At 73.0% G+C, this 21,914-nt stretch carries 21 protein-coding genes and 1 pseudogene; 10 read left to right on the plus strand and 12 right to left on the minus strand.

Features of this window, described 5'->3' with window-relative positions; all coding sequences use genetic code 11:
* Positions 1 to 182 precede the first annotated feature (182 nt).
* Positions 183 to 455 (plus strand): SH3 domain-containing protein, encoded by a 273-nt coding sequence (locus tag AB0L75_RS07970; protein ID WP_365176879.1) that lies wholly within the window; start codon positions 183 to 185, stop codon positions 453 to 455.
* Positions 456 to 548: 93 nt separating this feature from the next.
* On the opposite strand, the gene AB0L75_RS07975 is transcribed toward AB0L75_RS07970, so the two are convergent.
* Complete coding sequence (locus tag AB0L75_RS07975; RefSeq protein ID WP_365176882.1) at positions 549 to 1,202, minus strand: hypothetical protein; 654 nt, start codon at positions 1,200 to 1,202, stop codon at positions 549 to 551.
* On the minus strand, positions 1,192 to 1,728 hold the full coding sequence (locus AB0L75_RS07980; RefSeq protein WP_365176885.1) for a SigE family RNA polymerase sigma factor: 537 nt from the start codon (positions 1,726 to 1,728) through the stop codon (positions 1,192 to 1,194). Before AB0L75_RS07980 ends, AB0L75_RS07975 begins: the two co-directional genes overlap by 11 nt.
* 113 nt (positions 1,729 to 1,841) lie before the next feature.
* Here AB0L75_RS07980 and AB0L75_RS07985 point away from each other — a divergent pair, with 113 nt between their 5' ends.
* The 5 genes and pseudogenes from AB0L75_RS07985 (at position 1,842) to sigJ (ending at position 8,488) form a co-directional block, all read left to right on the plus strand.
* Positions 1,842 to 2,900 carry a sigma factor-like helix-turn-helix DNA-binding protein gene (locus tag AB0L75_RS07985; RefSeq protein ID WP_365176887.1) on the plus strand — a complete coding sequence of 353 codons (1,059 nt, stop codon included), beginning with the start codon at positions 1,842 to 1,844 and terminating at the stop codon, positions 2,898 to 2,900.
* Entirely contained in the window at positions 2,897 to 4,570 is a 1,674-nt protein-coding gene (locus AB0L75_RS07990) for a transglycosylase domain-containing protein (protein WP_365176890.1), read from the plus strand. The genes AB0L75_RS07985 and AB0L75_RS07990 overlap by 4 nt, the downstream gene beginning before the upstream one ends.
* A 181-nt stretch (positions 4,571 to 4,751) precedes the next feature.
* The gene (locus tag AB0L75_RS07995) at positions 4,752 to 5,876 is read left to right on the plus strand and encodes an NADH:flavin oxidoreductase (protein ID WP_365176893.1); all 1,125 of its coding nucleotides are present in this window, start codon (positions 4,752 to 4,754) and stop codon (positions 5,874 to 5,876) included.
* A 73-nt stretch (positions 5,877 to 5,949) separates the two neighbouring features.
* Positions 5,950 to 7,516: pseudogene (locus AB0L75_RS08000) on the plus strand (carboxylesterase family protein).
* Positions 7,517 to 7,636: 120 nt separating this feature from the next.
* Positions 7,637 to 8,488, plus strand: a complete 852-nt coding sequence (sigJ, locus tag AB0L75_RS08005; protein WP_365176896.1) for an RNA polymerase sigma factor SigJ — start codon at positions 7,637 to 7,639, stop codon at positions 8,486 to 8,488.
* Positions 8,489 to 8,493: 5 nt separating this feature from the next.
* Here sigJ and AB0L75_RS08010 read toward each other — a convergent pair whose 3' ends face one another.
* The 5 genes from AB0L75_RS08010 to AB0L75_RS08030 all read right to left on the minus strand — a co-directional run bounded on the left by AB0L75_RS08010 (position 8,494) and on the right by AB0L75_RS08030 (position 12,808).
* Complete coding sequence (locus AB0L75_RS08010; protein ID WP_365176899.1) at positions 8,494 to 9,081, minus strand: hypothetical protein; 588 nt, start codon at positions 9,079 to 9,081, stop codon at positions 8,494 to 8,496.
* Between the two features lie 72 nt (positions 9,082 to 9,153).
* Positions 9,154 to 9,384 (minus strand): hypothetical protein, encoded by a 231-nt coding sequence (locus AB0L75_RS08015; RefSeq protein WP_365176901.1) that lies wholly within the window; start codon positions 9,382 to 9,384, stop codon positions 9,154 to 9,156.
* Positions 9,385 to 9,414: 30 nt separating this feature from the next.
* Positions 9,415 to 10,923: a PTS transporter subunit EIIC gene (locus AB0L75_RS08020; RefSeq protein ID WP_365176904.1), complete on the minus strand. Its 1,509-nt coding sequence runs from the start codon at positions 10,921 to 10,923 to the stop codon at positions 9,415 to 9,417.
* A 16-nt stretch (positions 10,924 to 10,939) separates the two neighbouring features.
* Entirely contained in the window at positions 10,940 to 11,863 is a 924-nt protein-coding gene (gene murQ / locus AB0L75_RS08025) for an N-acetylmuramic acid 6-phosphate etherase (RefSeq protein ID WP_365176907.1), read from the minus strand.
* 39 nt (positions 11,864 to 11,902) lie between these two features.
* Positions 11,903 to 12,808: a MurR/RpiR family transcriptional regulator gene (locus AB0L75_RS08030; protein ID WP_365176910.1), complete on the minus strand. Its 906-nt coding sequence runs from the start codon at positions 12,806 to 12,808 to the stop codon at positions 11,903 to 11,905.
* A gap of 56 nt (positions 12,809 to 12,864) precedes the next feature.
* Here AB0L75_RS08030 and AB0L75_RS08035 point away from each other — a divergent pair, with 56 nt between their 5' ends.
* Both AB0L75_RS08035 and AB0L75_RS08040 read left to right on the plus strand, forming a co-directional pair.
* The gene (locus AB0L75_RS08035; RefSeq protein WP_365176912.1) at positions 12,865 to 13,248 is read left to right on the plus strand and encodes a hypothetical protein; all 384 of its coding nucleotides are present in this window, start codon (positions 12,865 to 12,867) and stop codon (positions 13,246 to 13,248) included.
* Positions 13,245 to 13,514 (plus strand): DUF4031 domain-containing protein, encoded by a 270-nt coding sequence (locus tag AB0L75_RS08040; RefSeq protein WP_365176915.1) that lies wholly within the window; start codon positions 13,245 to 13,247, stop codon positions 13,512 to 13,514. The genes AB0L75_RS08035 and AB0L75_RS08040 overlap by 4 nt, the downstream gene beginning before the upstream one ends.
* Here the strand turns inward: AB0L75_RS08040 and AB0L75_RS08045 are convergent.
* The 3 genes from AB0L75_RS08045 to AB0L75_RS08055 all read right to left on the minus strand — a co-directional run bounded on the left by AB0L75_RS08045 (position 13,468) and on the right by AB0L75_RS08055 (position 17,039).
* Positions 13,468 to 15,111, minus strand: a complete 1,644-nt coding sequence (locus tag AB0L75_RS08045) for a hypothetical protein (RefSeq protein ID WP_365176918.1) — start codon at positions 15,109 to 15,111, stop codon at positions 13,468 to 13,470. The genes AB0L75_RS08040 and AB0L75_RS08045 overlap by 47 nt on opposite strands.
* 152 nt (positions 15,112 to 15,263) lie before the next feature.
* Complete coding sequence (locus tag AB0L75_RS08050) at positions 15,264 to 16,364, minus strand: GNAT family N-acetyltransferase (protein ID WP_365176921.1); 1,101 nt, start codon at positions 16,362 to 16,364, stop codon at positions 15,264 to 15,266.
* 27 nt (positions 16,365 to 16,391) lie between these two features.
* Positions 16,392 to 17,039, minus strand: coding sequence for a hypothetical protein (locus AB0L75_RS08055; RefSeq protein WP_365176924.1), 648 nt, complete (start codon positions 17,037 to 17,039; stop codon positions 16,392 to 16,394).
* A gap of 47 nt (positions 17,040 to 17,086) precedes the next feature.
* On the opposite strand from AB0L75_RS08055, the gene AB0L75_RS08060 reads away from it, so the two are divergent.
* A complete protein-coding gene (locus AB0L75_RS08060; protein WP_365176927.1) occupies positions 17,087 to 17,767 on the plus strand; it encodes a maleylpyruvate isomerase family mycothiol-dependent enzyme in 681 nt (226 codons plus the stop codon).
* Between the two features lie 138 nt (positions 17,768 to 17,905).
* Complete coding sequence (locus tag AB0L75_RS08065) at positions 17,906 to 18,607, plus strand: copper homeostasis protein CutC (RefSeq protein ID WP_365176930.1); 702 nt, start codon at positions 17,906 to 17,908, stop codon at positions 18,605 to 18,607.
* A gap of 450 nt (positions 18,608 to 19,057) precedes the next feature.
* Here AB0L75_RS08065 and AB0L75_RS08070 read toward each other — a convergent pair whose 3' ends face one another.
* Together AB0L75_RS08070 and AB0L75_RS08075 are read right to left on the minus strand one after the other, a co-directional pair.
* Positions 19,058 to 19,633, minus strand: coding sequence for a hypothetical protein (locus AB0L75_RS08070; RefSeq protein ID WP_365176933.1), 576 nt, complete (start codon positions 19,631 to 19,633; stop codon positions 19,058 to 19,060).
* A gap of 42 nt (positions 19,634 to 19,675) precedes the next feature.
* Entirely contained in the window at positions 19,676 to 21,763 is a 2,088-nt protein-coding gene (locus tag AB0L75_RS08075) for a UvrD-helicase domain-containing protein (protein WP_365176936.1), read from the minus strand.
* Positions 21,764 to 21,914 lie beyond the last annotated feature (151 nt).

Consider the following 21,914-nt stretch of genomic DNA (forward strand, 5'->3'; position numbering starts at 1 on the left):
ATGCAAAGAGCGCTCGGAGCTGGTGGCTTGAGCTTCGGGGTGTTGGTGCCGGGCGCCCGCCGCCCGCTCTCTTTCAAGATCATGAACATGCTATGTTCCCTTCCGGCCAAGATCATCTGACTTGGTTTCACATGGTTTGTTCTGGAGGAACTGTGTCCTTCGCAGTACGGGGGAAGCGCGGCATGGCACTGACCGGCCTCGCGGTCGCCGCCGCCATCGGTGGCGCGACGCTGGCCACGACGCCGGCCTACGCCGACGACGTCTACGGCCACTGCACCACGGACGGCGTCCGTCTCCGCTCTGAGCCGAGCACCTCCGGTGCGGTGCTCGGTCTCTGCTACACCGGCGAGCGCCTGGCGCACCGGGACGTGTCCGGTGACGGTCAGTGGGACCTGGTCTACGACGTCGACAGCGGCGTCAGCGGATGGATGTACCACGGCTACTACAGCTGGTGACATGTCCCGCTGAGGTACCGATGAAGATCTAGGGAAGGGCCGCCCGCCGGTATGGCAGGGCGGCCTCTTCTCGTTGTGGCGCGAACAGCGCGCCTAGGCCCTCGGTGCGACCGCCGACAGCGTGTCGCCCGGGGTCAGCCTGTTGTAGAGCCAGACGGCGTCCTTGGTGTCGAGGCCGATCCAGCTGCCGGATCGGGCGGCACAGGCGAGGGAGCCGACGTAGAAGCTGTTCCGGTCGGTGTCGTGGAGTTCGACCACGTACGGTTCCGCCACCTTGCAGGAGTCCTTGGCGAGTTGACCGGCGGAGTCCCGTGTGAGGTCGATCTTCGCGGAGACGGTCAGCGGGCCGGCGGAGACGAGGGTCGGAAAACCCGAGGTGATGGGCATGACCCGGCCGTCGATCGTCAGGGTCTGCTTGCCCAGGTTCACCGTTCCGGTGACCGGGCTCGGGGTCGGGGTCGGGGGCGGGGCGGGATAAGAGGGGGAGGCGGAGGGGGACGGCAGGCGGGGAGTGGTGGCGGGCGGGGTCTGACGGTGTGCCGGAGTGCCACCCGTGTTCATGGCCAGGGCGAATGCCGCCAGGGCGAGGGTCGCGGCGCCCGCGCCGAGGGCCGTGCGACGGCGGCGGCCCCGGCGGGCGCCGAGGCGGCGGATCCCGGAGGCGGCGACGGGTGGCGGGGTCTCGTTCGCCGTGGCCAACTCGCGGAGCCTGGTGCTCAGTTCATCGGTGCTGAGGTCATCCGACACGGCCGCCCTCCTTCCGTACCGGCTCATGGGCCCTGCGTACCGGCTCGCCGGCCTCGTCCGTGCCCAGCTGCTTCGCCAGGGCCGCCCGGCCCCGGGACAGCCGGGCCTTGACCGTGCCCACGGGCGCGCCGGTCTCGGAGGCTACCTGCTCGACGCTCAGGTCGCACAGATGGTGCAGGACGATCGCCAACCGCTGAGCCTGGGGCAATTCGCGCAACGCGGCCACCAGCGCGGTGTGTTCGGGGCCGGGGCCGGGGGTCGACTCGGGCGGGGTGTGCCGCCGTACCAGTTCCAGCCAGCGCCTGGCGCGCCGCCAGCGGCTGACCGCCAGCCGTACGGCGACCGTGCGGATCCAGGCCTCGGGGGCGCTGTCGGCCAGGAAGGACTTCCGCCGGTCCCAGGCGCGTACGAACGCCTCCTGCACCACGTCCTGGGCCTCGCCGTGGTCTCCGGTGAAGGCGTAGAGCTGCCCGGTCAGGCGGGGGAACGCGGCCGCGTAGAAAGCGTCGAACTCGTCCTCGGTCATGCCCTCCGCGTCTTTCGTTTCCGGTGCAACCCGCCTGCCCCGCCCGTGCGTACAGGTCCCGTGCGCCGCGTGTGCGGCGTCCATCGAAACACATGTGACCCAAGGAGTAGACGATGCGGACGGGTGCCGGGATCCATCATGACTTCGCTGCCTACGCGCGCACCTGCTGGCCCCGGCTCCTCGTCACCGCGTGGCTGCTCACCGGGGATCTCGCCGAGGCGGACGATCTGGCGAGGCGGACGCTGATACGGGTGTACGCGCGCTGGCGCCGCGTTCCGCGCAACGACGTGGACTTCCATGTACGGCGTCACCTCGTGCGGAGCTGGCTGCCGGGGTGGTGGTGGCCGCTCGGTCGGCGTGCCGCCCGGCAGCGGGCCGTGCTGGTGCTGCGGTACGGGGAGGGGCTGCCGGACGCACAGATCGGTCAGTTGCTCGGCATCTCCAAGGGCGCGGTGCGCCACCTCGCCAAGCGCGGGGTGAAGGCGGCCCTGGGCGAGGAACAGCGGCTGCGCGAGGGCTATGCCGCGGTGGCCGGTGACGTGGTTCCCGGCCCGCTCGCGCTGGACGCGGTGACCGCGCGGGGCCGGGTGCGGCGGCGGCGCCGGGCCGCGGTGGTCGCCGGTGGCTGTGCGGTGGTGGTGCTGGTGGCCGGGGGCTTCTCCGTCGTGGGTCGGTTCGCCGGGGCCGGCCGCGGCGCGTCGTCCGCTGCGGCGGCGGGCCGGGAGGCGGGGTCCGTACGGATCGTGGCACCGGGGGAGCGGGTGCGGGCCGCGCCCGGCGTGGAGATGTGGCTGACCGCGGACGGCAGCCACTGGTCGACGCCGGAACAGGCCAACCAGTTCCGCGGGTCGGACACCTACCCGCGCCACAAGCCGGGGGTGTCCGTGCAGGTGGAGCCGGTGAAGGGCGGGTACTTCCTGTCCGGCCCGTACTACGGCCTCACCGGGGACCCGGGACGTGTGGAGCTGAGCACCGGCCACGGCCAGGTCGCCGCCAAGGTGCTCACCCTGGCGGGCAGCCCCGGCTGGGGCGTCTGGTACGCGAGCACGCCGCTGTCCGCGCAGGACACCAAGACGCTCATCGTCGAGGGCATGGGCGGTGAGGGCGTCAGGGTGTACGACGCCGCGGGCGCCGTCGTGGCCCGGCTGCGCAGCGGGGGGTGGCGGGCATGACCACGGAACTCAAGGAAGAGCCCAAGAAGGAGCCCGAAGGGGCGCCTGGGAAGGCCGCCGAGCCCGCGCGTCCACGCCGGATCCCGCTCCGCGTCCGCCTGCGCCGCAACCGGGGCCGTATCGCGCGTCGGCTGCTGGCCGCCTTCCTGGCCCTGATCGCCCTGCTGTGCGGGGCGGTCGTCGTCGCGTACAAGCTCACCGTCATCCCCGAGCCGCACCCGGACACCGTCGTCCAGAGCACCGTCTTCCTCGACGAGAAGGGCGCCTACCTGGGCCGCCGGGGGCCGGTCGACCGTCAGGACGTACCGCTGTCGCAGGTTCCGCGGTATGTGCAGGACGCGGTGATCGCCGCCGAGAACCGTTCCTTCCGTACCGACTCCGGAGTCTCCCCGAAGGCCCTCGTCCGTGCCGTCGCGGCGGCGCTGACCGGCGGCGAACGGCAGGGCGGCTCCACGATCACCCAGCAGTACGTCAAGAACGCGCTGCTCAGCCCCGAGCAGTCGCTGTCGCGCAAGGCGCGTGAGGCGCTGATCGCGGTCAAGCTGGACCGCACCCGCTCCAAGGACGAGATCCTTCAGGGCTACCTCAACACCGTGTACTTCGGCCGGGGCGCCGCCGGCGTCCAGGCCGCCGCGCGCAACTACTTCGACGTCGACACCTTGGACCTCACGGTCTCGCAGGGCGCGGCCCTGGCCGCCATCATCAACCTCCCCTCGTACTACGAGAAGGCGGGCTCGGACCCGAAGGTGACGGCGACGCTCCAGAAGCGCTGGGCGTGGGTGCTGGACGCGATGGCGGCGAGCGGGAACATCACGGCGAAGCAGCGGGCCGAGGCGCGTTTCCCCGCGTTCCGCTTCTATCCGCCGGGGGCCACCGAGGGGCAGCGGCAGTACCTGATCGACGCCGCGGCGAAGGAGGCCGCCGACCGGCTCGGCATCACCGAGGACCAGTTGGCCAGCGGCGGCTACACCGTGCGCACCACCTTCGACCTGGCCCTGCAGGACTCCACGGCGGAACAGGCCAAGGGGCAGAAGGCTGCCAAGGGGATACGGCTGCACACCGCCGTCGTCGGCATCGAGCCCGGCGACGGTGCGGTGCGGGTGCTGTACGGGGGGTCGGACTACGCCCGGCAGCCCTTCAACGACGCGGTGAGCGGGGCGGTGGAGGCGGGCTCGGCGCTGGAGCCGCTGACCGGGCTCCGGTTCGGCGCGCCGCTCACCGCACTGGCGAGGACGACGGCGCCGACCCCGCTGAAGCTCGCGTCGGCGTACGCGGCGGTCGCGGCCGACGGCATGTACGCCGCGCCGTACACCGTCGCTCGCATCACCCGCGGCGGCCGGACCGTCTACTCCGCGCACCGCGACCGCCACCGGGTCCTGCCCGAGCAGGCGGCCCGCGCGGTGGCCGCGCCGGTCCGGGGCGGCTTCCCGGCCACCCCGGTCGCGGGCCCACCGGCGAAGCTGTTCACGGCGGGCGCGGGCGGCGGCATCACGCGGCGCACGGTGTGGACCGTGGCCTACGACGCCCGGCTCACCCTGACCGTCGCGCTCTTCGCCGACAAGCCGGGCAAGAAGAAGGACACGACGGTGCCCGCGCAGCTGCCGACGGATCCCTCACCGACGGCGTTCACGGAACAGACGGCGACGCAGCTCTGGGGGCGGGTGAGGTGACCGGCCTCGTCGCGGTGCCACCGGGGAGTGTGAGCGGTGTCACGTGACGGGCTTCGTCGGGGGCGGAATGTGTGACAGCGCATAGGCGATTACTTAAGGAGCTGCAACAATGCGTGTTCACATACCGACCGGTTAACAGTTGCTGGCTGGTTCACCCCCGCCACTTACGAGGAGCCCCCACGTGACCGTCACGACGCCCGCCTCCCGCGCGGCCCAGATACTGTCCCGCCCGATCGCGCTCAACGGTCTCACCGTTCCCAACCGGATCGTGATGGCTCCGATGACCCGGATGTTCTCCCCGGGCGGCGTCCCCGGTGAGGACGTGCGCTCCTACTACGCGCGCCGCGCCGCCGCCGGTGTCGGCCTGATCGTCACCGAGGGCACCTACGTCGGCCACGAGTCGGCGGGCCAGAGCGACCGCGTCCCCCGTTTCCACGGCGAGGAGCAGCTCGCGGGCTGGGCGAAGGTCGCCGAGGACGTGCACGCGGCCGGCGGCACCATCGTCCCGCAGCTGTGGCACATCGGCATGGTCCGCAAGGACGGCGAGGCCCCCTACCCGGACGCCCCGGCGATGGGCCCGTCCGGCCTGGTCACCGCGGGTGCCGAGGCCACCGGCAAAGCCATGACGCAGGCCGACCTGGACGCCGTCATCGGCGCGTTCGCCCAGGCCGCGGCCGACGCCGAGCGCATCGGCTTCGACGGCGTGGAGCTGCACGGCGCCCACGGCTACCTCCTCGACCAGTTCCTCTGGGAGGGCACCAACCGCCGTACCGACGCCTACGGCGGCGACCCGGTGGCCCGTGCCAAGTTCTCCGCCGAGATCGTCGCGGCGGTCCGTGCGGCCGTCTCCCCGGAATTCCCGGTGATCTTCCGCTACTCGCAGTGGAAGCAGCAGGACTACGCCGCCCGGCTCGCCGAGACCCCCGAGGAGCTGGAGGCCATCCTGGCCCCGCTCGCCGCGGCCGGCGTCGACGTCTTCCACGCCTCCACCCGCCGCTACTGGCTGCCGGAGTTCGACGGCTCGGACCTGAACCTGGCCGGCTGGACGAAGAAGATCACCGGCAAGCAGGTCATCACCGTCGGCTCGGTCGGCCTCGACGGGGACTTCGTCAACGCGTTCAAGGGCGAGGGCTCCCCGGTGCAGGGCATCGACAACCTCCTCGACCGGCTGGAGGCCGAGGAGTTCGACATGGTCGCCGTCGGCCGTGCGCTGCTCCAGGACCCGCAGTGGGCGGCCAAGGTGCTCGCCGACCGCTTCGACGAGCTGGAGCCGTACGACGCCGCCGCGGTGAAGACCCTCAGCTGACGGCCGCGACCGGGCACTTGTGGTCGTCGTCGTGCGTTCCCCTGATGATCAGTGAGCCAGCGAGGAGCGAGCGATGACGACCAGCGAGACCCAGGCCCCGGACACCGAAGGCCCCGTGGTGCGCACCGCCTCCGGCGCGGTGCGCGGCCTGCGCGAGCAGGGCCTGTCGGTGTTCCGGGGCATTCCCTTCGCCGCACCCCCCGTCGGCCCGGCCCGCTTCCAGGCCCCGCGCCCGCCCCGCCCCTGGGACGGCGTCCGCGAGGCCTACGCCTTCGGGCCCCCGCCCCCGCAGGAGTCCGGCTTCCTGGGCCGCACGGCCCGGCTTCCTGGGCCGCACGGCCCGGCTCCCGGCCGCGCAGGACGACGACTGGCTCACGGTCAACGTCTGGACACCGGACCCCGACCCGTCCGCCGCCCGCCCGGTGATGGTGTGGATCTACGGCGGCGCGTTCAAGACGGGCCACTCCGGCCAGCCGGGGTACGACGCGCAGCACCTCGCCCGCGCGGGCGACATGGTGATCGTCACCCTCAACTACCGCGTGGGCATGGAGGGCTTCGCCCTCTGGGCGGGCGCCCCGGCCAACCGCGGCCTGCTGGACCAGGTGGCGGCCCTCGCATGGGTCCAGGAGAACATCGCCGCGTTCGGCGGCGACCCCGGCCAGGTCACGGTCTTCGGCGAGTCGGCGGGCGCGGGCTCCATCACCTCACTGCTGGCGATGCCCAGAGCACGGGGCCTGTTCCGGCGCGCGGTGACGCAGAGCCTGCCCGGCACGTTCTTCTCCGCCGACCTGGCCCGCGACCTGGCGACGGCCCTGGCGGCCGAGGCGGGCCGCGAACCGACGGCGGCCGACCTCGCGGCAGTGGACCCGCAGCGGCTCACCGAGGCAGGCGCGGCGCTGGGCATCAAGATGGCCCGCCGCACCGCCCGTTGGGGCCAGGTGGCCCCGACCACCGTCCCCTTCGCCCCGGTCGTCGACGGCGAGATCCTCCCCGAAACCCCCTGGCAGGCCCTCGCCTCCGGCGCGGCCCGCGACATCGACCTCCTCATCGGGCACAACCGCGACGAATACCGTCTGTTCCTGGTCATGTCGGGCAAGTACGGCGAGATCACGGACGACCTGGCGACGGCGGCCCTGCGGATGTACGCGCCGGGCGGCGAGACGGGCGAGAAGGCCTACCGCACGGCCTTCCCGGACGCCTCCGCCGAGCAGCTCTACGAACGCATCCAGACCGACTGGCTGTTCGCGATGCCGAGCCTGCGCCTCGCGGAGGCCCAGCACGCGGGCGGCGGCCGCGCCCACTTCTACGAACTGACCTGGCCGGCCCCCGAGAGCGTGGGCTTCGGCGCCTGCCACGCCCTGGACATCCCGCTGCTCTTCGGCACGTACGACGCGGACCTCGGCGCCATCCTCTTCCCCGACGGCAGACCCACACCGGACGCGGAGCGGCTCACGTCCCTCTTCCAGCGGGCCTGGACGACGTTCGCCCGCACCGGCGACCCCGGCTGGCCGGCGTACGACCCGCAGCACCGCCTGGTCCAGATCCTGGACCGGGAACCGCGGGTGGCGCCGTACCCGGAGGAGAAGAGCAGGCTCATCTGGGAGGGGTACGACTTCTCACCCTGCCCCCTGCCGAGCTGACCGGCGGGGCACGGGTGTCACATCCGGCGGCCGGGCGGTGTCTTCATGCCGAGCAGCCGGACAAGGACACCCGCTGAGGAGAAGAACCGTGACGCTTCGCCTTCCGAAGGCCGCGACGGCATGACCGAGGACCCGTTCGTCGCCCACCGCGGCCTGCTGTTCACCGTCGCCTACGAGATACTCGGGTCGGCGGCCGACGCGGAGGACGTGCTGCAGGAGTCCTGGCTGCGGTGGGCCGACGTCGACACCGCGCAGGTGCGCGAGCCGAGGGCGTACCTGGTGCGCACCGTCACCCGGCAGGCGCTCAACCGCCTGCGCACGCTGTCGCGCAGCCGCGTGGACTACGTCGGCCAGTGGCTCCCGGAACCGCTGCTGACCAGCCCCGACGTCGCCGAGGACATCGAACTCGCGGAGCGGGTCTCGATCGCGATGCTGACCGTCCTCGAAACCCTAGGACCCACGGAGCGGGCGGTGTTCGTGCTCCGCGAGGTCTTCGAGGTGCCGTACGACGAGATCGCCGAGGCCGTCGGGAAGACGCCCGCCGCGGTGCGGCAGATCGCGCGGCGGGCCCGTGCGCATGTGGCGGCCCGGCGGCCCCGGACACGGGTGAGCCGCGCGGAGCAGCAGGCCGTGCTGGAGCGCTTCCTGGCCGCGCTGCGGACCGGGCAGGTGCGGGAACTGATGGAGGTCCTGGCGCCGGACGTGGTCCTCATCGCCGACGGCGGCGGGATCGCGGCCGCCGCCCGGGCTCCGGTCCACGGCGCCGCACTCGTGGCGGCGCTGCTCGCCCGCCCGGACCGGACCGTGTCGACCGTGTGGCTCAACGGCGCGCCCGGCGCCCGGATCGAGGCCGGCGGCCGACTGGCCGCGGTGAGCCTGGAGGTCGAGAACGGCCGGATCACCCGGATCCACGCGATGGCGAACCCACGCAAGCTGACCCGGCTGGACCGGCCGACGCGACTCACCAGATAGATCCGCTACGGATTCCCCATGTTCCCCATGTTCCCCATCGGTTCGATGTCGACGTGCACGGGTGTGCCCCACACCCGCAGCACCTCGTAGTCGGTGAACTCGTGCACGAGCCGGTAGGCCATCGCGGGCCGCGAACCGCGTCGCTGGGCGGCGAGATACGCCTCGGCCTCGTGCCGGTCCCGCCGCGGCGTCCCGCACAGCTGCCACTCGTGCCCGTTCCACGCCTCCGGCAGCCAGCGCTGCTGCGGCTGGGGCCGGTCGGCGCGGACGCCGTAACGGGAGGGCGCGGTGGCGACGGGCGCGGGGGTGCCCCGCCCGCCGTGGAACTCCGACCGGCGGGCGGCCCGGCGCCGGGTCTCGCAGAGCAGGCACAGATCGGGCGCGCTCTCGTCGACGGGCCCCTGCGGATGCTCCGCGCACCGGGTGCTGGGCGCGCCGCTCCCGGCACTCTCCTCCACCAGGTCGAGCGCCCGGCGCAGATCGGCCTTGATCTCGTGCAGCCGGGCGTCAGGGGTGTCGGCGGTCAGGGCCTCCCCGTGCTCCCCGAGGAGCCGAAGGGCCCGGCCGAGGGCGGCGAGCTGGGCGTGGTTCATGGTGTCCGACGGTAGCGCGTTCCGGTCGGACCGGGCGTATGACCGTACTGCGGGGCCTGGAGTGCCCCGTCGTCAGCCGCGCAGATAGCTGACGGCGCTGCCCGCCCCGCACACGGGGACGGCGCCGAGGGCACCGGCCGCCAGCGTCAGCGGTGAGGTCGGCTGGAGAACGGGGAGCAGGGCGACATTCTCGGCACACCTGAGGGCATCGGATTCGACCTCGCGGTCGTCGGCGTGGGCGGGGGCGGCCAGGGCGGCGACGGACGCGGCGAGGAACGCGGTGGCCAGGAGCTTCTTCATCATGCCCGGGGGAACGACCGGCCGGGCGGTTTGTCACGCGGGTGCGGCCACACGGGGACGGCGCGGGAAGCCGAAGAGGTAGGTCGCGGCGAAGCCGACCGCGTACCCGGTGAACAGCCCGCCCGCGTAGATCGCCGCCGCCACCGCCGGGCCCCGGTTCCCGGCCAGCAGCGGGAACAGGGCCCAGCCGGACGGTCCGATCGCCGTCGCGCCCACCCGGGTGCCGAGCATCGCGAAGAAGCCGACGAAGCCGCCGCCCGCCGCCCCGCCCGCACAGGCGGTCAGGAAGGGGCGGCCAAGAGGGAGGGAGACGCCGTAGATCAGGGGCTCGCCGACGCCCAGCAGGCCCGCCGGGAGCGCCGACCTGATCGTCGTCCGCAGGTCCGTGTCGTGGCGCAGCCGGACGTACACCGCGAGCGCCGCGCCCACCTGGCCCGCGCCCGCCATGGCCAGCAGGGGCAGCAGGACGGTGTAGCCCTGCTGCTCGATGAGGGTGGTGTGGATGGGGATGAGGGCCTGGTGCAGGCCCAGCATGACCAGGGGCAGGAAGAGGCCGCCCAGGAGCAGGCCGGCCCCCGCCCCGGCCGTGGCCAGCAGCCAGTTCGCCGCCGCGCCGATGGCCGTCGCCACCGCGCCGGCCGCGTACATCAGGCCGTACAGCGTCGCCAGGCCGGAGACGAGGACGGTGACCGTCGGGGTGAGCAGGACGTCCAGCGCGCCCGGCACCCGGCCCCGCACCCACTTCTCCACACGGGTCGCGAGCAGCGCCGCCGCGAGCGCGCCGAGCACCCCGCCCTGTCCGGGCGCCAGCTGGGTTCCGAACACCGTCACCTTCGCCACGCCCGGGTAGACGACGACGGCCGCGACCGCGCCGCCCAGTACGGGCGTGCCGCCGAACTCCTGCGCCGTGTTGACGCCGACGAACACCGCGATCAGCGCCAGGAAGGCGGCGGCGACGGCGGACAGGGCCGGGGTCAGGGCGGGCAGCCAACCGGTGTTCAGCAGCAGCCCGTTGACGCCGGACAGGATGCCGCAGCCGATCAGGGCGGGGATCAGCGGCACGAAGACGTTCGCGACCCGGCGCAGGGCGGTCTTGACGGGGGTGGCGTTGCGCCGCCGCAGCTCCTCCGGCAGCGCGGCGCGGTCCCGCGACTCGGTGTCGTCCGGCAGTGCGGGGTCGTCCCGCGGCTCAGTGCCGTCCGGCAGTGCGGCGCCGCCCCGCAGCTTGGTGCCGTCCCGCAGCCCGGCGCCACGGCCGCTCGGTCGCGCGGTGGCGGCGACCCGCGCCGCGACCTCCGCCGTGACCTCGTCGACCACCCCCGGCCCGAGCACGATCTGCCACGCGGGCCCGTCGGTCACCACCCCCAGCACACCGGGCAGGGCCCGCAGCGCCGCCTCGTCCGCCGCCGCCGGGTCGGCGAGGGCCAGCCGGAGCCGGGTCATGCAGTGGGCCACGGAGGTGACGTTGGCGGGGCCGCCGACCCGGTCGAGGACGGCGGTCGCGGTGGCGGCGGAGTCAGGGGTGGCGGGGTCGTTGCGCACGCCCTGAGCGTGCGGGTCAGCGGGCCGCCTGCGCCAGCGCGGCGCGCAGATGGCCGCCGGACTCCTCCAGAAGGCGGGTGGCCGTCGGGCCCTCGACGTCGGCGAGAAGGCAGAGGATCGCGTTCTTCACCTCGCCGCCGGACTCCGTCAGCGCCTTCTCGATCTCCTCGTCCGAAGCGCCCGTGGCCAGCGCCACGATCCGGCGGGAGCGGGCCCGGAGCTTGTCGTTCGAGGCCCGGACGTCGACCATCAGGTTCCCGTAGGTCTTGCCGAGCCGGATCATCGTGATCGTCGAGAGCATGTTGAGGACCAGCTTCTGGGCCGTACCGGCCTTCAGCCGGGTGGACCCCGTGATCAGCTCGGGTCCCACGACGACCTCGATGCCGTGCTCGGCGGCGGCCGCGAGCGCGCTGTGCGCGTTGCAGGACAGGCCGACGGTCAGGGCACCCAGCGCGCGGGCGTGTTCGACGGCGCCGATCGCGTAGGGGGTGCGGCCGGAGGCGGAGATACCGACAACGGTGTCGGCGGGGGCGATTTCCAGCCCGTCCAGGTCCTGGCGGGCCAGCTCCCCGGAGTCCTCGGCGCCCTCCACCGAGGTGACCATGGCCGTCGGTCCGCCCGCGATCAGGCCGACGACCTGCCCGGGATCGGTGTTGAAGGTGGGCGGGCACTCGGAGGCGTCCAGCACGCCCAGCCGTCCGGCGGTACCGGCACCGGCGTAGATCAGGCGGCCGCCCTTCTCCATCCGCTCGGCGATGGCGTCGATCGCGGCGGCGATCCGGGGCAGCTGGGCGGCGACGGCGGTGGGGACGCCGGCGTCCTCGCCGTTCATCAGGCGGGCGATGTCGAGGGTGGGCAGGCGGTCGATGCCGGCGAGTTCGGGACGGAAGGCTTCGGTGGTCAGGGAAGCCAACTGAGTACGCAGGTCGTGGGAGGTCATGGGGGGTGCTCTCTCAGGTTCGGGTTCGCGTGCTGGTACTCACCTGGGGTTGCTGCGATGCCGGTGGGCCAGCGCCTCGTACGACGCGGCCAGCGCGGGCGCCGCCGTCTCGTACGTCCGCTGGGCCACTCCCACGAACAGGCAGTCCACCACGAGCAGTTGACTGGTCCGCGAGGACATCGCGGCCGGTCGCAGCTCGCTCTCCCGTGAGGTGGACGTGGTCAGTACGTGGTCGGCGTACTGGGTGACCGGTGAGTCCGGCCGGCCGGTGATGGCCACGGTGGTGGCCCCGTGCTCGAAAGCGACCCGCAGCGGCTCGATGACGTCCCCCGTCGAGCCGGAGTGGGTGATGGCGATCGCCACGTCGCCCGAGCGGAGCTGCACCGCGTTGGTCACCGCGAGGTGCGGATCGCTGTGCGCGTGGGCTATGAGCCCTATCCGCAGCAGCTTCTGCGTGAGGTCCTGGGCGACGAGCCCGGACGCGCCGATGCCGTACACATCGGTGCGCCGGGCACCGGCCAGCGCGCCCACGGCGGCACCGAGCTGCACGGTGTCGAGCCCGGCCGCCGTGTCGGCGAGGGTCTGCTGCTCCTCGTAGGCGAGCTTGGCGACGACGTCGGCGATGGGGTCGTCCACGGCGATGTCGGTCGTGATCGCGGGCGCGCGCCCGGACTGCTGCTGGGCGGCGAGCCCGGCGAGGGCGAGCCGCAGGTCCCGGTAGCCCGGGTAGCCGAGGAGGCGGGCTGTGCGGACGACCGTGGCCTCGCTGGTGCCGGTGAGTTCGGCGAGGCCGGTGACCGTGAGGGCGGCGCAGCCGGCCGGGTCGTTCGCCACGGCCTCCGCGACGCGCTGCATGGACCGGGTCATGGAGGGGGCGAGGGTGCGCACCTTGGCGGCGAGGGAACCGCCCGGACTGCCGAAAATTTCCTTCACGTCCTGGTTCACAGATGAAAGATATTTTCGGTTCGGCCTCGTGGTCAAGAGTGCGCACAATGGGTTCCATGGAGCCCATCAGTCCCCTTGAGCAGGCCTTGCATGCCGCCCGAGCCCTCGTGCTCGCCGATCTGGTCGCGGGCGAGGTCGCGAAGGCGGACGTGGTCTCGCTGGTCGAGGACTCCGTCGCGGAGCGGCGCTGGTGGGTCGAGCAGTGGCCGGACGGCGCGGCCTATGTCGCCGGGCTGATCGCCCAGGACGTCCAGGACGCGCTGCTGGACCGGTACGGCCGCTGGCCGCTCTGCCCGGTGTGCGGCACCGGCGACCCGCACGCGCTGGACGTGGAGCCCGAACTGGGCCCCGACCCGCACTGGGTCTGCCACAAGGTGGGCGTGAAGGTCGCGGCGGTCGGCTCGCTGGGCTCGGCCACCGGCGAAATGCCCTCGTCGTGACCCTGTACATCGACCCGCCCGTCTGGCCGGGACACGGCCGCCTGTGGTCGCACCTGGTCAGCGATGTGTCCTACGACGAACTGCACGCGTTCGCCAGGAAGTTGGACGTGCCGAGGCGCGCCTTCGACCGCGACCACTACGACCTCCCGGCACACCGCTACGCGGACGCGGTGGCGGCCGGGGCGGTGGAGGTCGGCTCCAAGGAACTGGTCCGCCGGCTCACCCAGGCGGGCCTGCGACGCCCGAAGGGCCGGCCGGCCGCGTAGGGGCGGGACCCGGGGTCTCGAACCACGTCTCCGCCTCGTGCCGCATCCCGAGTTCCGTGGCCATCGCCGCCGCGACGCGCAGCGAGGTACCGGCTCGCATGGCGGCGACGGCGAGGGGGACGAGGGAGATTTGGCGGCTGTCGTCGGGGCCGAGGGGGATCGGATGCCTGTCAGGGGCCTGGAGCGCCTCGACCAGGGAGTCCTCCAGCTCGCGTTCCCTGGTCCACTCCTCCGTGGGCGGTACGACGTCGTAGCCGAGGGCGGTGAGGGCGGCGGCTATGCCGTCACAGCTCCGGTTGGTGCGGTGGGCGGCGGCGCGCACGGCTTCGGGGGAGACGCGGTCCGAGTTCGCCGTTTGCCTGCTGAAGTACACGTAGGAGGCATCCTGTTCGCGCAGGCAGGTGACGGCTTCGGGCGCGAAGGAGAAGCGGTGCCCGATACGGGCCAAGCGGTCGACTGCTTCGGCCAGGGAGACATTGGCCCGCCGCGCGGCCGCCGCGACCTGCTCCAGGGAGAGCGGGTGCCCGGCATCCGCGTTCTCGGTGTCGGTTCCGAGGAAGGTGATCTCCTCCCTGGAGGGCAGATCCTCGTCCTCGGGCACCTCGGCCACTGTGAAGCCCAGCTCACGCAGTCTCTCGGCGAGTAGACGCGCCGGCCGCTTGAGGCGCCGGGACGCCGTGGCGACATAGTGCAGCGGCACATCCCGCTCCACGCTGAGTTTATGGCTGTTCGCGAGCAGGGCCTTGTCGTCGTCGGTCAGTTCGGACAGTTCCGCGGCGCCCGGCGGCAGGCGGAAACCCAACTGCCCGAGGAGCCCGGTGACGCGACGCACCGGCAGGTCCGCCCGATGGGCGACCATCGTCACCCGCGCGGCGGAGACGTACGCGGCATCCTCGGGCGAGGGGCCTTCGGCGTGCGTGTCCCATAGCCGGGTGAGGATCGCGCGCTCCTCCTTGTCCCAGTGCTCGCGCACCGGGACGTCAGCCGGCACGGAGAAACCCAGCTCACGGAGCCGCTGCGCGGCCTGTGACGTGGCGCAGTCGGCTCGCGCCGCGCTGACACAGACCTGGGCAGCGGACAGTGTGGCCCCCGGGGGACAGCCAGCTGTACGCGCCCAACTCCCGCAGCAGCCGTACATCGGAGAATCGTGCCTCGGCGCGCCCAGCAGTGGCTCCACGTCGTAGCCCAGGACAGTGAGCCGCTCCGCGATATCGGCGGGCGAGCGCCGGCTGTCGGCGCTCAGCTGGAGCACCTCCGCCGTTTCGACCGGCAGCGTCGGGTCACGCCATCCGAAGAGCGCGTCGATGCTTGTCAGGCCGGTCTCGGCAAGCTGCCGGGACGGTGCCGCTCCAGCGAGCAAGGAGGGAGCCGAGGGCTCCCTCAGCCAGCGTTCGCGCGCCCTGCGACCCACCGTCGCGAAGGGCACGTCGACACCGTCCGCGAGCTGCCAGTCCAGGCCGTCTTGGCGCGCCTGCTCGGCGATACGGTCGGCGAGGGGCAGGTTCCACTCACTCGCGCTGTGGAGCCATGCGGGGTGACCAGCTCCGGACTCCGGCGCCGTCAGGCTGGGGACGGCGGAGGCCAGGAGGTCCAGCACATGGCTCCTGTCATAGCCCCCTGTTCCCGCCGACCGTGTGTCGCCGCAGCGTCCTCACGCATGGGTGTGCGGGACAACTCTAATGTCCCAAGGGGCCGTTGGGAGCGTTCCCGGCAGGACCGGACCCACCTCGTCCGCGGGAACGCCCTTCCTCACCGGCGTGTGTAGAGCAGGAGTCCGCCCTCCAGGCCGTGTTCCTCGTGGGCGATCCGCTCCTCCTCCACGGTCGCCCGGGTGAAGCCCGCCCGGTCCACCACGCGTTGCGAGGGAGTGTTGTCGCGCTCGATGCACGCGAACACGAGGTCGACGTCCTCCCGCGCCAGCGCCTGCTCCGTCAGTGCGCGTACGGCCTCCGTCGCGTAGCCCTCGCCCCGGGCGCCCTCGACGAGGTCGTAGCCGATCTCCACCCGGCCGTCGTCGTCCGGGACGCCGTGGAAGCCGATGCCGCCGATCGCCCGGCCGTCCTCGTGGCGTACCAGCACGAAGACCCCGAACTCCGGCCGGTGCACGCCGGCCTCGTACGCCTTCATCAGGTAGGTCGAGGCCTCCCGGGTGCCCTCGTACGGACCGCCCTCCAGCCAGTCGAAGCCGCCGTCGCCGCCCAGCTGCAGATCGTGGGCGACGGCCGGGCGGACGCCGACCAGGGTGAAGCGCTCGGCCGGGATGACGAGGTTGTTCTGCCAGCGCCACTCGGTGACCGGGTCGCGGCCCCGCAGCTCGCCGCGGCCGGTGGCCCACAGGAGGGTCGGCCACGCGGCGGGGCCGGGCTGGACGTGCGGGAACAGCCAGGCGAGGACGGACTCGGCGAGGTCGGCCGGCGGCTCGTAGGGGATCCCCAGCCCCTCCGCGATGTCGTACGTGTGCAGCAGCACCTCGGCGATGCCCATCGCGGCGAAGCCCACCCGGTCGGCACTGCGGAACGGGTAGGGGTGGTAGGCCCGGACCCCGGGCGGGGCGGTGCGCACGGTGGCGGCGAGCAGCGCGCCGGTCGTCTCGATGACGTGCAGCAGGCCCGCGTTGTCGGTGCCCTCGTCGAGGGTCAGCTCGAAGGGGACGTAGGCGTCCTGGGCGCGTCCGGCCAGGTTCGCGGCGTAGCCGATGAAGGCCTCGGCGACATGGAACGCCGTCGTGTGGCAGTCCCACTCCAGCCGTCCGGCCCGGGCGGCCCGCCAGTCCCGGTCCAGCACCGTGCGCAGCGCTGCCGAGCAGCTCGCCACGGCCTTGATCACATCGTCCCCGTTTATCGGTCGCATGGGGCGAACCCTAGGCGCCGTCCTCCCTCAGGTCGACAGCATTTCCAGCTCGGCAAGGAGGTTGTAGCGGGCGGTGGCCTCCCAGTGCTCCCGGCCGTACGCGGTGCGGAACAGCCTTGGCAGGCCGAGGAGTTGACGCAGAACCGCCGAACGACCATCCCGGAAGGCGTCGTTCGGCACGAAGTGGTACTCCTCGCGCACCTCCGCGGTGTAGACGGCGTACGCCGACGGAGGCGCGGCCAGGATCGCGAGGTCGGCGTCGCACAGCACCTGGCCGTCGCGGTCGTCGTCCGCCGGATCGTGCGTGACGGTGAGCCGGACCAGCCGGGCCACCTCGGCCGTCTTCGCGTCCGGCACACCGGCCTCCGGCAGTGCGCGCTCGGCCAGCCGCGCGGACCGCTCCTCGTTCGTCGACCGCTCGGGCAGATAGACGGCGTCGTGGAACCAGGCGGCCAGGCGTACGACGTCCGGGTCGTCCGCGTGTTCCTGGAGTACGTCGATGTGGTCGAGGACCGCCGTCAGGTGCTCGACGGTGTGGTACCGGCGCTGCGGCTCCTGCCAGCGGCGCAGCAGGGCATCGGCGTACCGGTACGGATCCGGGGCGCGGGAGTCGTCGTCCCGTGCCGCGAGCAGGGCGCGCAACCAGCGGGTACGCAAGTCGTCGAGGTCGGCCATGCCGTCATTCTCCCGCCGCGCGACGCGTTGCCCCTAGCGTGGCACCCATGACTGACGTACAGGAAGCACGGGACCCCGAACTGCCCGGCCGGCTGCTCGCCGTCGAGCGGGACGCGCTGATACCGCTGCTGCGGTCGCGGCCGGACGCGGACTTCGCCCTGCCGACCGCGGCGTGTCCGGGGTGGACGGTGCGGGATGTGCTCGCGCACTGCTCGGCCGCGCTGACGCGGGTGGTGGAGGGGCGTTTCGAGCAGGGCGTGTTCTCGCCCGAGTCCAACGACCGGGACATCGCCGAGCGGGCCGAGTGGTCGAACGCGCGGGTCGTCGACGAGCTGGAGCGCGGGATGACCGAGGCCGGGCCGGTGATCGCCAGGTCCGGCGGGGCGCTCGACATGATCGCGCTGGGCGAATGGGTGCACGCCGGTGATGTGCGCGAGGTCTTCGGCGCGCCGGGGGCGTACGCGGGGGCCGGGCTGCCGTACGCGCTGACGCTGCTGGTGCGGGTCACCCGGGAGAAGGAGCATCTGCCGCTGCACGCGGACCTGGACGACGTGGACGAGCCGCTGCGGTTCGGGGCGGCGGTGGCGGCGGGGCCGCCCGCGCGCTACATCGGCGACGCGCCCACGCTCGTCCGGCTGTACGCGGGGCGGCCGGTGGGCGGGGCCGGTGGGGCCGGCGGGTATGAACTGGCCGGCGCGCGGGAGGGGGACCTCAACATCTTCAGTTGAGGGGACACCTCCGGGTGAACGGCGCTCCCGTCGGGCGTGGTCCGTACGGCCGTGGTCGGTACAGGCGTAGTCTTGGAATTGGACTAGACCTGTAGTCGCCGGCGGTACGCGCCGAGGAATGCCGAGGAATGGGGTGCCATGAGCAAGCGTGCAGTCCTGGAGGTGATCGCGCTCGACGTCGAGGACGCGGTCGCCGCCCAGGCCGGAGGCGCGGACCGCCTGGAGCTGGTCACCGACATGGCGGCGGACGGGCTGACGCCGTCGGTGGCCGCCTTCGCCGGGATCCGTGCCGCCGTCGACATCGACCTGCGCGTGATGCTCCGCCTCGCGGACGGGTTCGCGGCCGGCGACGTGGAGCGGCTCACGGCGGTGGCCGGGGAGCTGCGGGAGGCCGGCGCCGACCAGTTCGTGCTCGGGTTCCTCGACTCGGACGGCGGGGTGGACCTGGCGGCGGTGGAGCGGGTGGTCGGTGTGCTGGACGGCTGCGCGTGGACCTTCCACCGGGCGATCGACCGGGCCGCCGACCGCGAAGCCCTGCGCAAGCAGCTCGCGGACCTGCCGGGCCTGGACACCTACCTCACCGCCGGCTCCGCCGCCGGTGTGGACGACGGTCTGCCGACGCTGGTCGCGGAGGCGGGGCGGCGCGGGGAACCCGGGTACGACCAGACGGTCCTCGTCGGCGGCGGGCTCCGCCTGGACCACGTCCCCGCGCTGCGCGCCGCCGGCATCGACGCCTTCCACATCGGCGGCGCGGCCCGCCCGGACGGCTGGACGGGCCCGGTGTCGGCGAAGTCGGTAGCCCACTGGCGCACCCTGCTGGACGACCGGCCGGTCGCCTAGGGGGGCGGCATGGCCGGGGTGGGGGGCCGGTCCGTGGGCCTGCTGCCATGGTCCTGGTGTCAGGTCGGTGGGCGGCCCCGGGCTCGTCGTCGGGTCGGCGGGCCGGTTGAGGACCTTTCGCCGGGGCGGCGGCCTGCCCGGGGTCTGGCGTCGCGTTGGTGGCTCCCTGGCTGGCTGGGCTTGGTGGCAGGTCGGTCGGCCGAGGGCCTGTTGTCTCGCCGCCCGGTCCGGGGGCTGTTGTCATGCCGGTGGGCCTGCTGCCATGGTCCTGGTGTCAGGTCGGTGGGCGGCCCCGGGCTCGTCGTCGGGTCGGCGGGCCGGTCGAGGGCCTGGTGTCGCGTCGGTGGGGCGGCCCAGGGACTGGTGTCGTGTCGATGGGCCGGTTCGGGGCTTGTCGTCACGCCCCGGTGAGGCCGGCATCCGGCTCCCGTCGCCGGCCGGTCGGCGTTGTCATGAGATCGCGAAGCCGACGATGATCACGAGGACGAACAGCGCGAAGCCGGTGAGCGGGACCAGGCCCAGCATTCCGGTCGGCCGCAGGAACACCGGGCGGCCGGGGTCCAGCGGGGGGCGCCAGCCGGCCGCCGGTGCGGGGAGCTTCCGGATCCGGGACAGGGTGAAGAGGTTGATCAGCAGCGTGATGGGCGTGATGAGCATCGACATCGGCCCCCACCATCCCTGCGCCAGCGTGTCCGCCTGCATCTTCCGGAAGACGGCGAGCGCGCAGGTGTGACAGAACCTGCCGTGCCTCCGCAGGAACCGCATCATCAGCACCATGCCCTGGTGGCCACGGATCGTCACCGTCTCCGCGGGCGACGCCCCGCACACCTCGCACCCGAGGCCCGGCCCGGGGGCGGGGGCGGGCGGGTAGGCGCCGGGGGCCTGCTGGTACGGAGCCTGGCCGTGGCCGACGGGCGCCTGCGGATACCCCACCGAGGCCTGCTGGTAGGCCCCGGGGCTCTGCTGATGCTGGTACGGCCCGGGGTTCTGCGGGTACGCGAGGTGCGGTGGTGGTGGCGTGCTCAACGGAGGCCTTTCCCTGGGGACACGGGGGAACGGCACAGCACCCTACTCACCGCCCGTCTCGGAGAGTTGCGCGGGCACCGGTGCGGCGTGGGTCACGATCAGGCCCGACACCGCGCGGGTGAGCGCCACGTACAGGCGCCGCAGTCCCGTCCGTTCGTCCGGCTCGCCGTCCACCACCGCCTGCGGCTCGTCCAGGACCACGTAGTCGTACTCCAGACCCTTGGCGAGGGACGCCGGGACCAGGGTGAGGCGGGTCTCGCGGGTGGTCTCCTCGCCGGGGGAGAGGTAGGCGATCCCGGCCGCCGTCAGGGCCGCGGCCAGCTCCGGGATGCGGGCGTCGGCGGCGATCAGGCCCGTCGAGCCCTCGTTGCGCAGCAACTCATCGCAGGCGGCGAGGACTTCGGCCGTCTCCGCGGCCGTACGGACCTCGAAGAAGCCGAGGTTCTCACGGACGGAGGCCACCGGGGTGAGACCGGGCGCGATGTGCGGGAGGAGGCGGGAGGCGTAGGTGATGACGTCCGTGGGGACACGGAAACCGGCCGTCAGCTCCTCGATCACGCCCTCGCGCTTGCCGAGATGGCCCAGCGCCTCGTCCCAGCTGCGGGTCGCCCAGGGAGTCGTGCCCTGCGCCAGGTCGCCGAGGACGGTCGCGCTGCCGGTGGTGCAGCGGCGCCCGACGGCCCGGTACTGCATGGGGGAGAGATCCTGCGCCTCGTCGAGCACGACATGGCCCAATGAGTGAGTGCGCTGGATCAGGTCCGCCGCCTCGTCGACCAGCACCGCGTCCGCCGCCGACCACTTGGCCGACTTCACGCTGCGCACCGGCTTGGCCCACAGGATCGTCTTCTGCTCGTCCTCGTCCAGGATTCCGGCGGCGTGCTCGGCGAGGAAGCCGGCGTCCGTCAGCAGCCGCAGGACCAGCTTCGCCGGGTCCACCACCGGCCAGATCCCCTTCACGGCCGCCTTCACCGCGCTGTTGCGGGCGACGGCGTCCTGCACCCGGTCGTCCGGGGCCTCCCCGGACCGCTCCATCTGCACCAGCACCGCGTGCGCGATCCGCTGCGGCAGGGCCTCGCGGGCGGCGCCGTAACGGATGTCCCGGTCCAGCAACTCCCGGACGATGTCCTCCAGTTCGTACGACGGCACCCGCCAGCGCCGTGAGCCGCGCACCACCATGACCGCCTCCGTCGGCAGGGTCACATGGGAGTACAGGGCCCGGCGCAGCACCTCGGCCATCCGGGCGTCACCCTTGACCACGGCCGCGGCCGCTTCGTCCGTGCCGCGCACCTCCACATGCGCGACCAGGTCGTCCACGGTGGCCTGCTGGACGGCCAACTCGCCCAGGGCGGGCAGGACTTGCTCGATGTAGTGCAGGAAGGAGCGGTTCGGTCCGATGACGAGCGTGCCGGTGCGGGCGAGCCGCTCCCGGTGGGCGTAGAGGAGGTAGGCGACCCGGTGCAGGCCGACGGCGGTCTTGCCGGTGCCGGGGCCGCCCTGTACGCACACGGTCCCGCCCAGCCCGCTGCGGACGATCTCGTCCTGCTCGGGCTGGATGGTGGCGACGATGTCCCGCATGGGGCCGACGCGCGGTCGTTCGATCTCCTGCTGGAGCAGCTTGCTGGTCTGCGCGGACTCCTCCGGGTCGGACAGGTGCTCGTCCTCGTAGGCCGTGAGGTCGCCGCCGGTGTAGCCGAAGCGGCGGCGCAGCCCGATGTCCATCGGGTCCTTCTTGGACGCCCGGTAGAACGGCTGCGAGACCGGCGCGCGCCAGTCGATGACCATGGGGTCGCCGTCGGCGTCGTGGACATGCCGTCGCCCGATGTAGAACCGCTCGCCCTCGGCGCCCTCCGCCTGGTCCGCCGCCGGCGCGTGCTGGTAGTCCAGCCGGCCGAAGAACAGCGGGGTGTGGCTCAGGTCGGCCAGCGCCTTGATCCGCTCGTCGATCTGACGGGACAGTACCTCGGCGTTGACCCAGTTCGCGGTGACGTCCCGGATGTCCAGCGACTCCACGTCCTCGCGCATGGCGCGCAGCGCGGCCCGGGAGGAGGCGAGGTGGGACTGTTCGCGGGCGAGGGGGTCGGCGAAGTCGCCGTGCGGGCCTTCGAGTGGTTCGTGGGCGGGCGCGGACAAGGGGGTGCCTCCGGATCTGCTCTCGCATGACGCATGACTGGGGCCGTCCGGTTTCCGTCCGGGCGGCGGCGCTCCGGGAGGGAGGCGGGCAAGAGCGGAGATTTTAGGTGAGCGGGCGGGGCGGAGGCCACTGGATTTTCCGACCCCTAGG

This window comes from Streptomyces sp. NPDC052101 (assembly GCF_040680235.1).
In the GTDB taxonomy this organism is placed as follows: Bacteria; Actinomycetota; Actinomycetes; order Streptomycetales; family Streptomycetaceae; genus Streptomyces.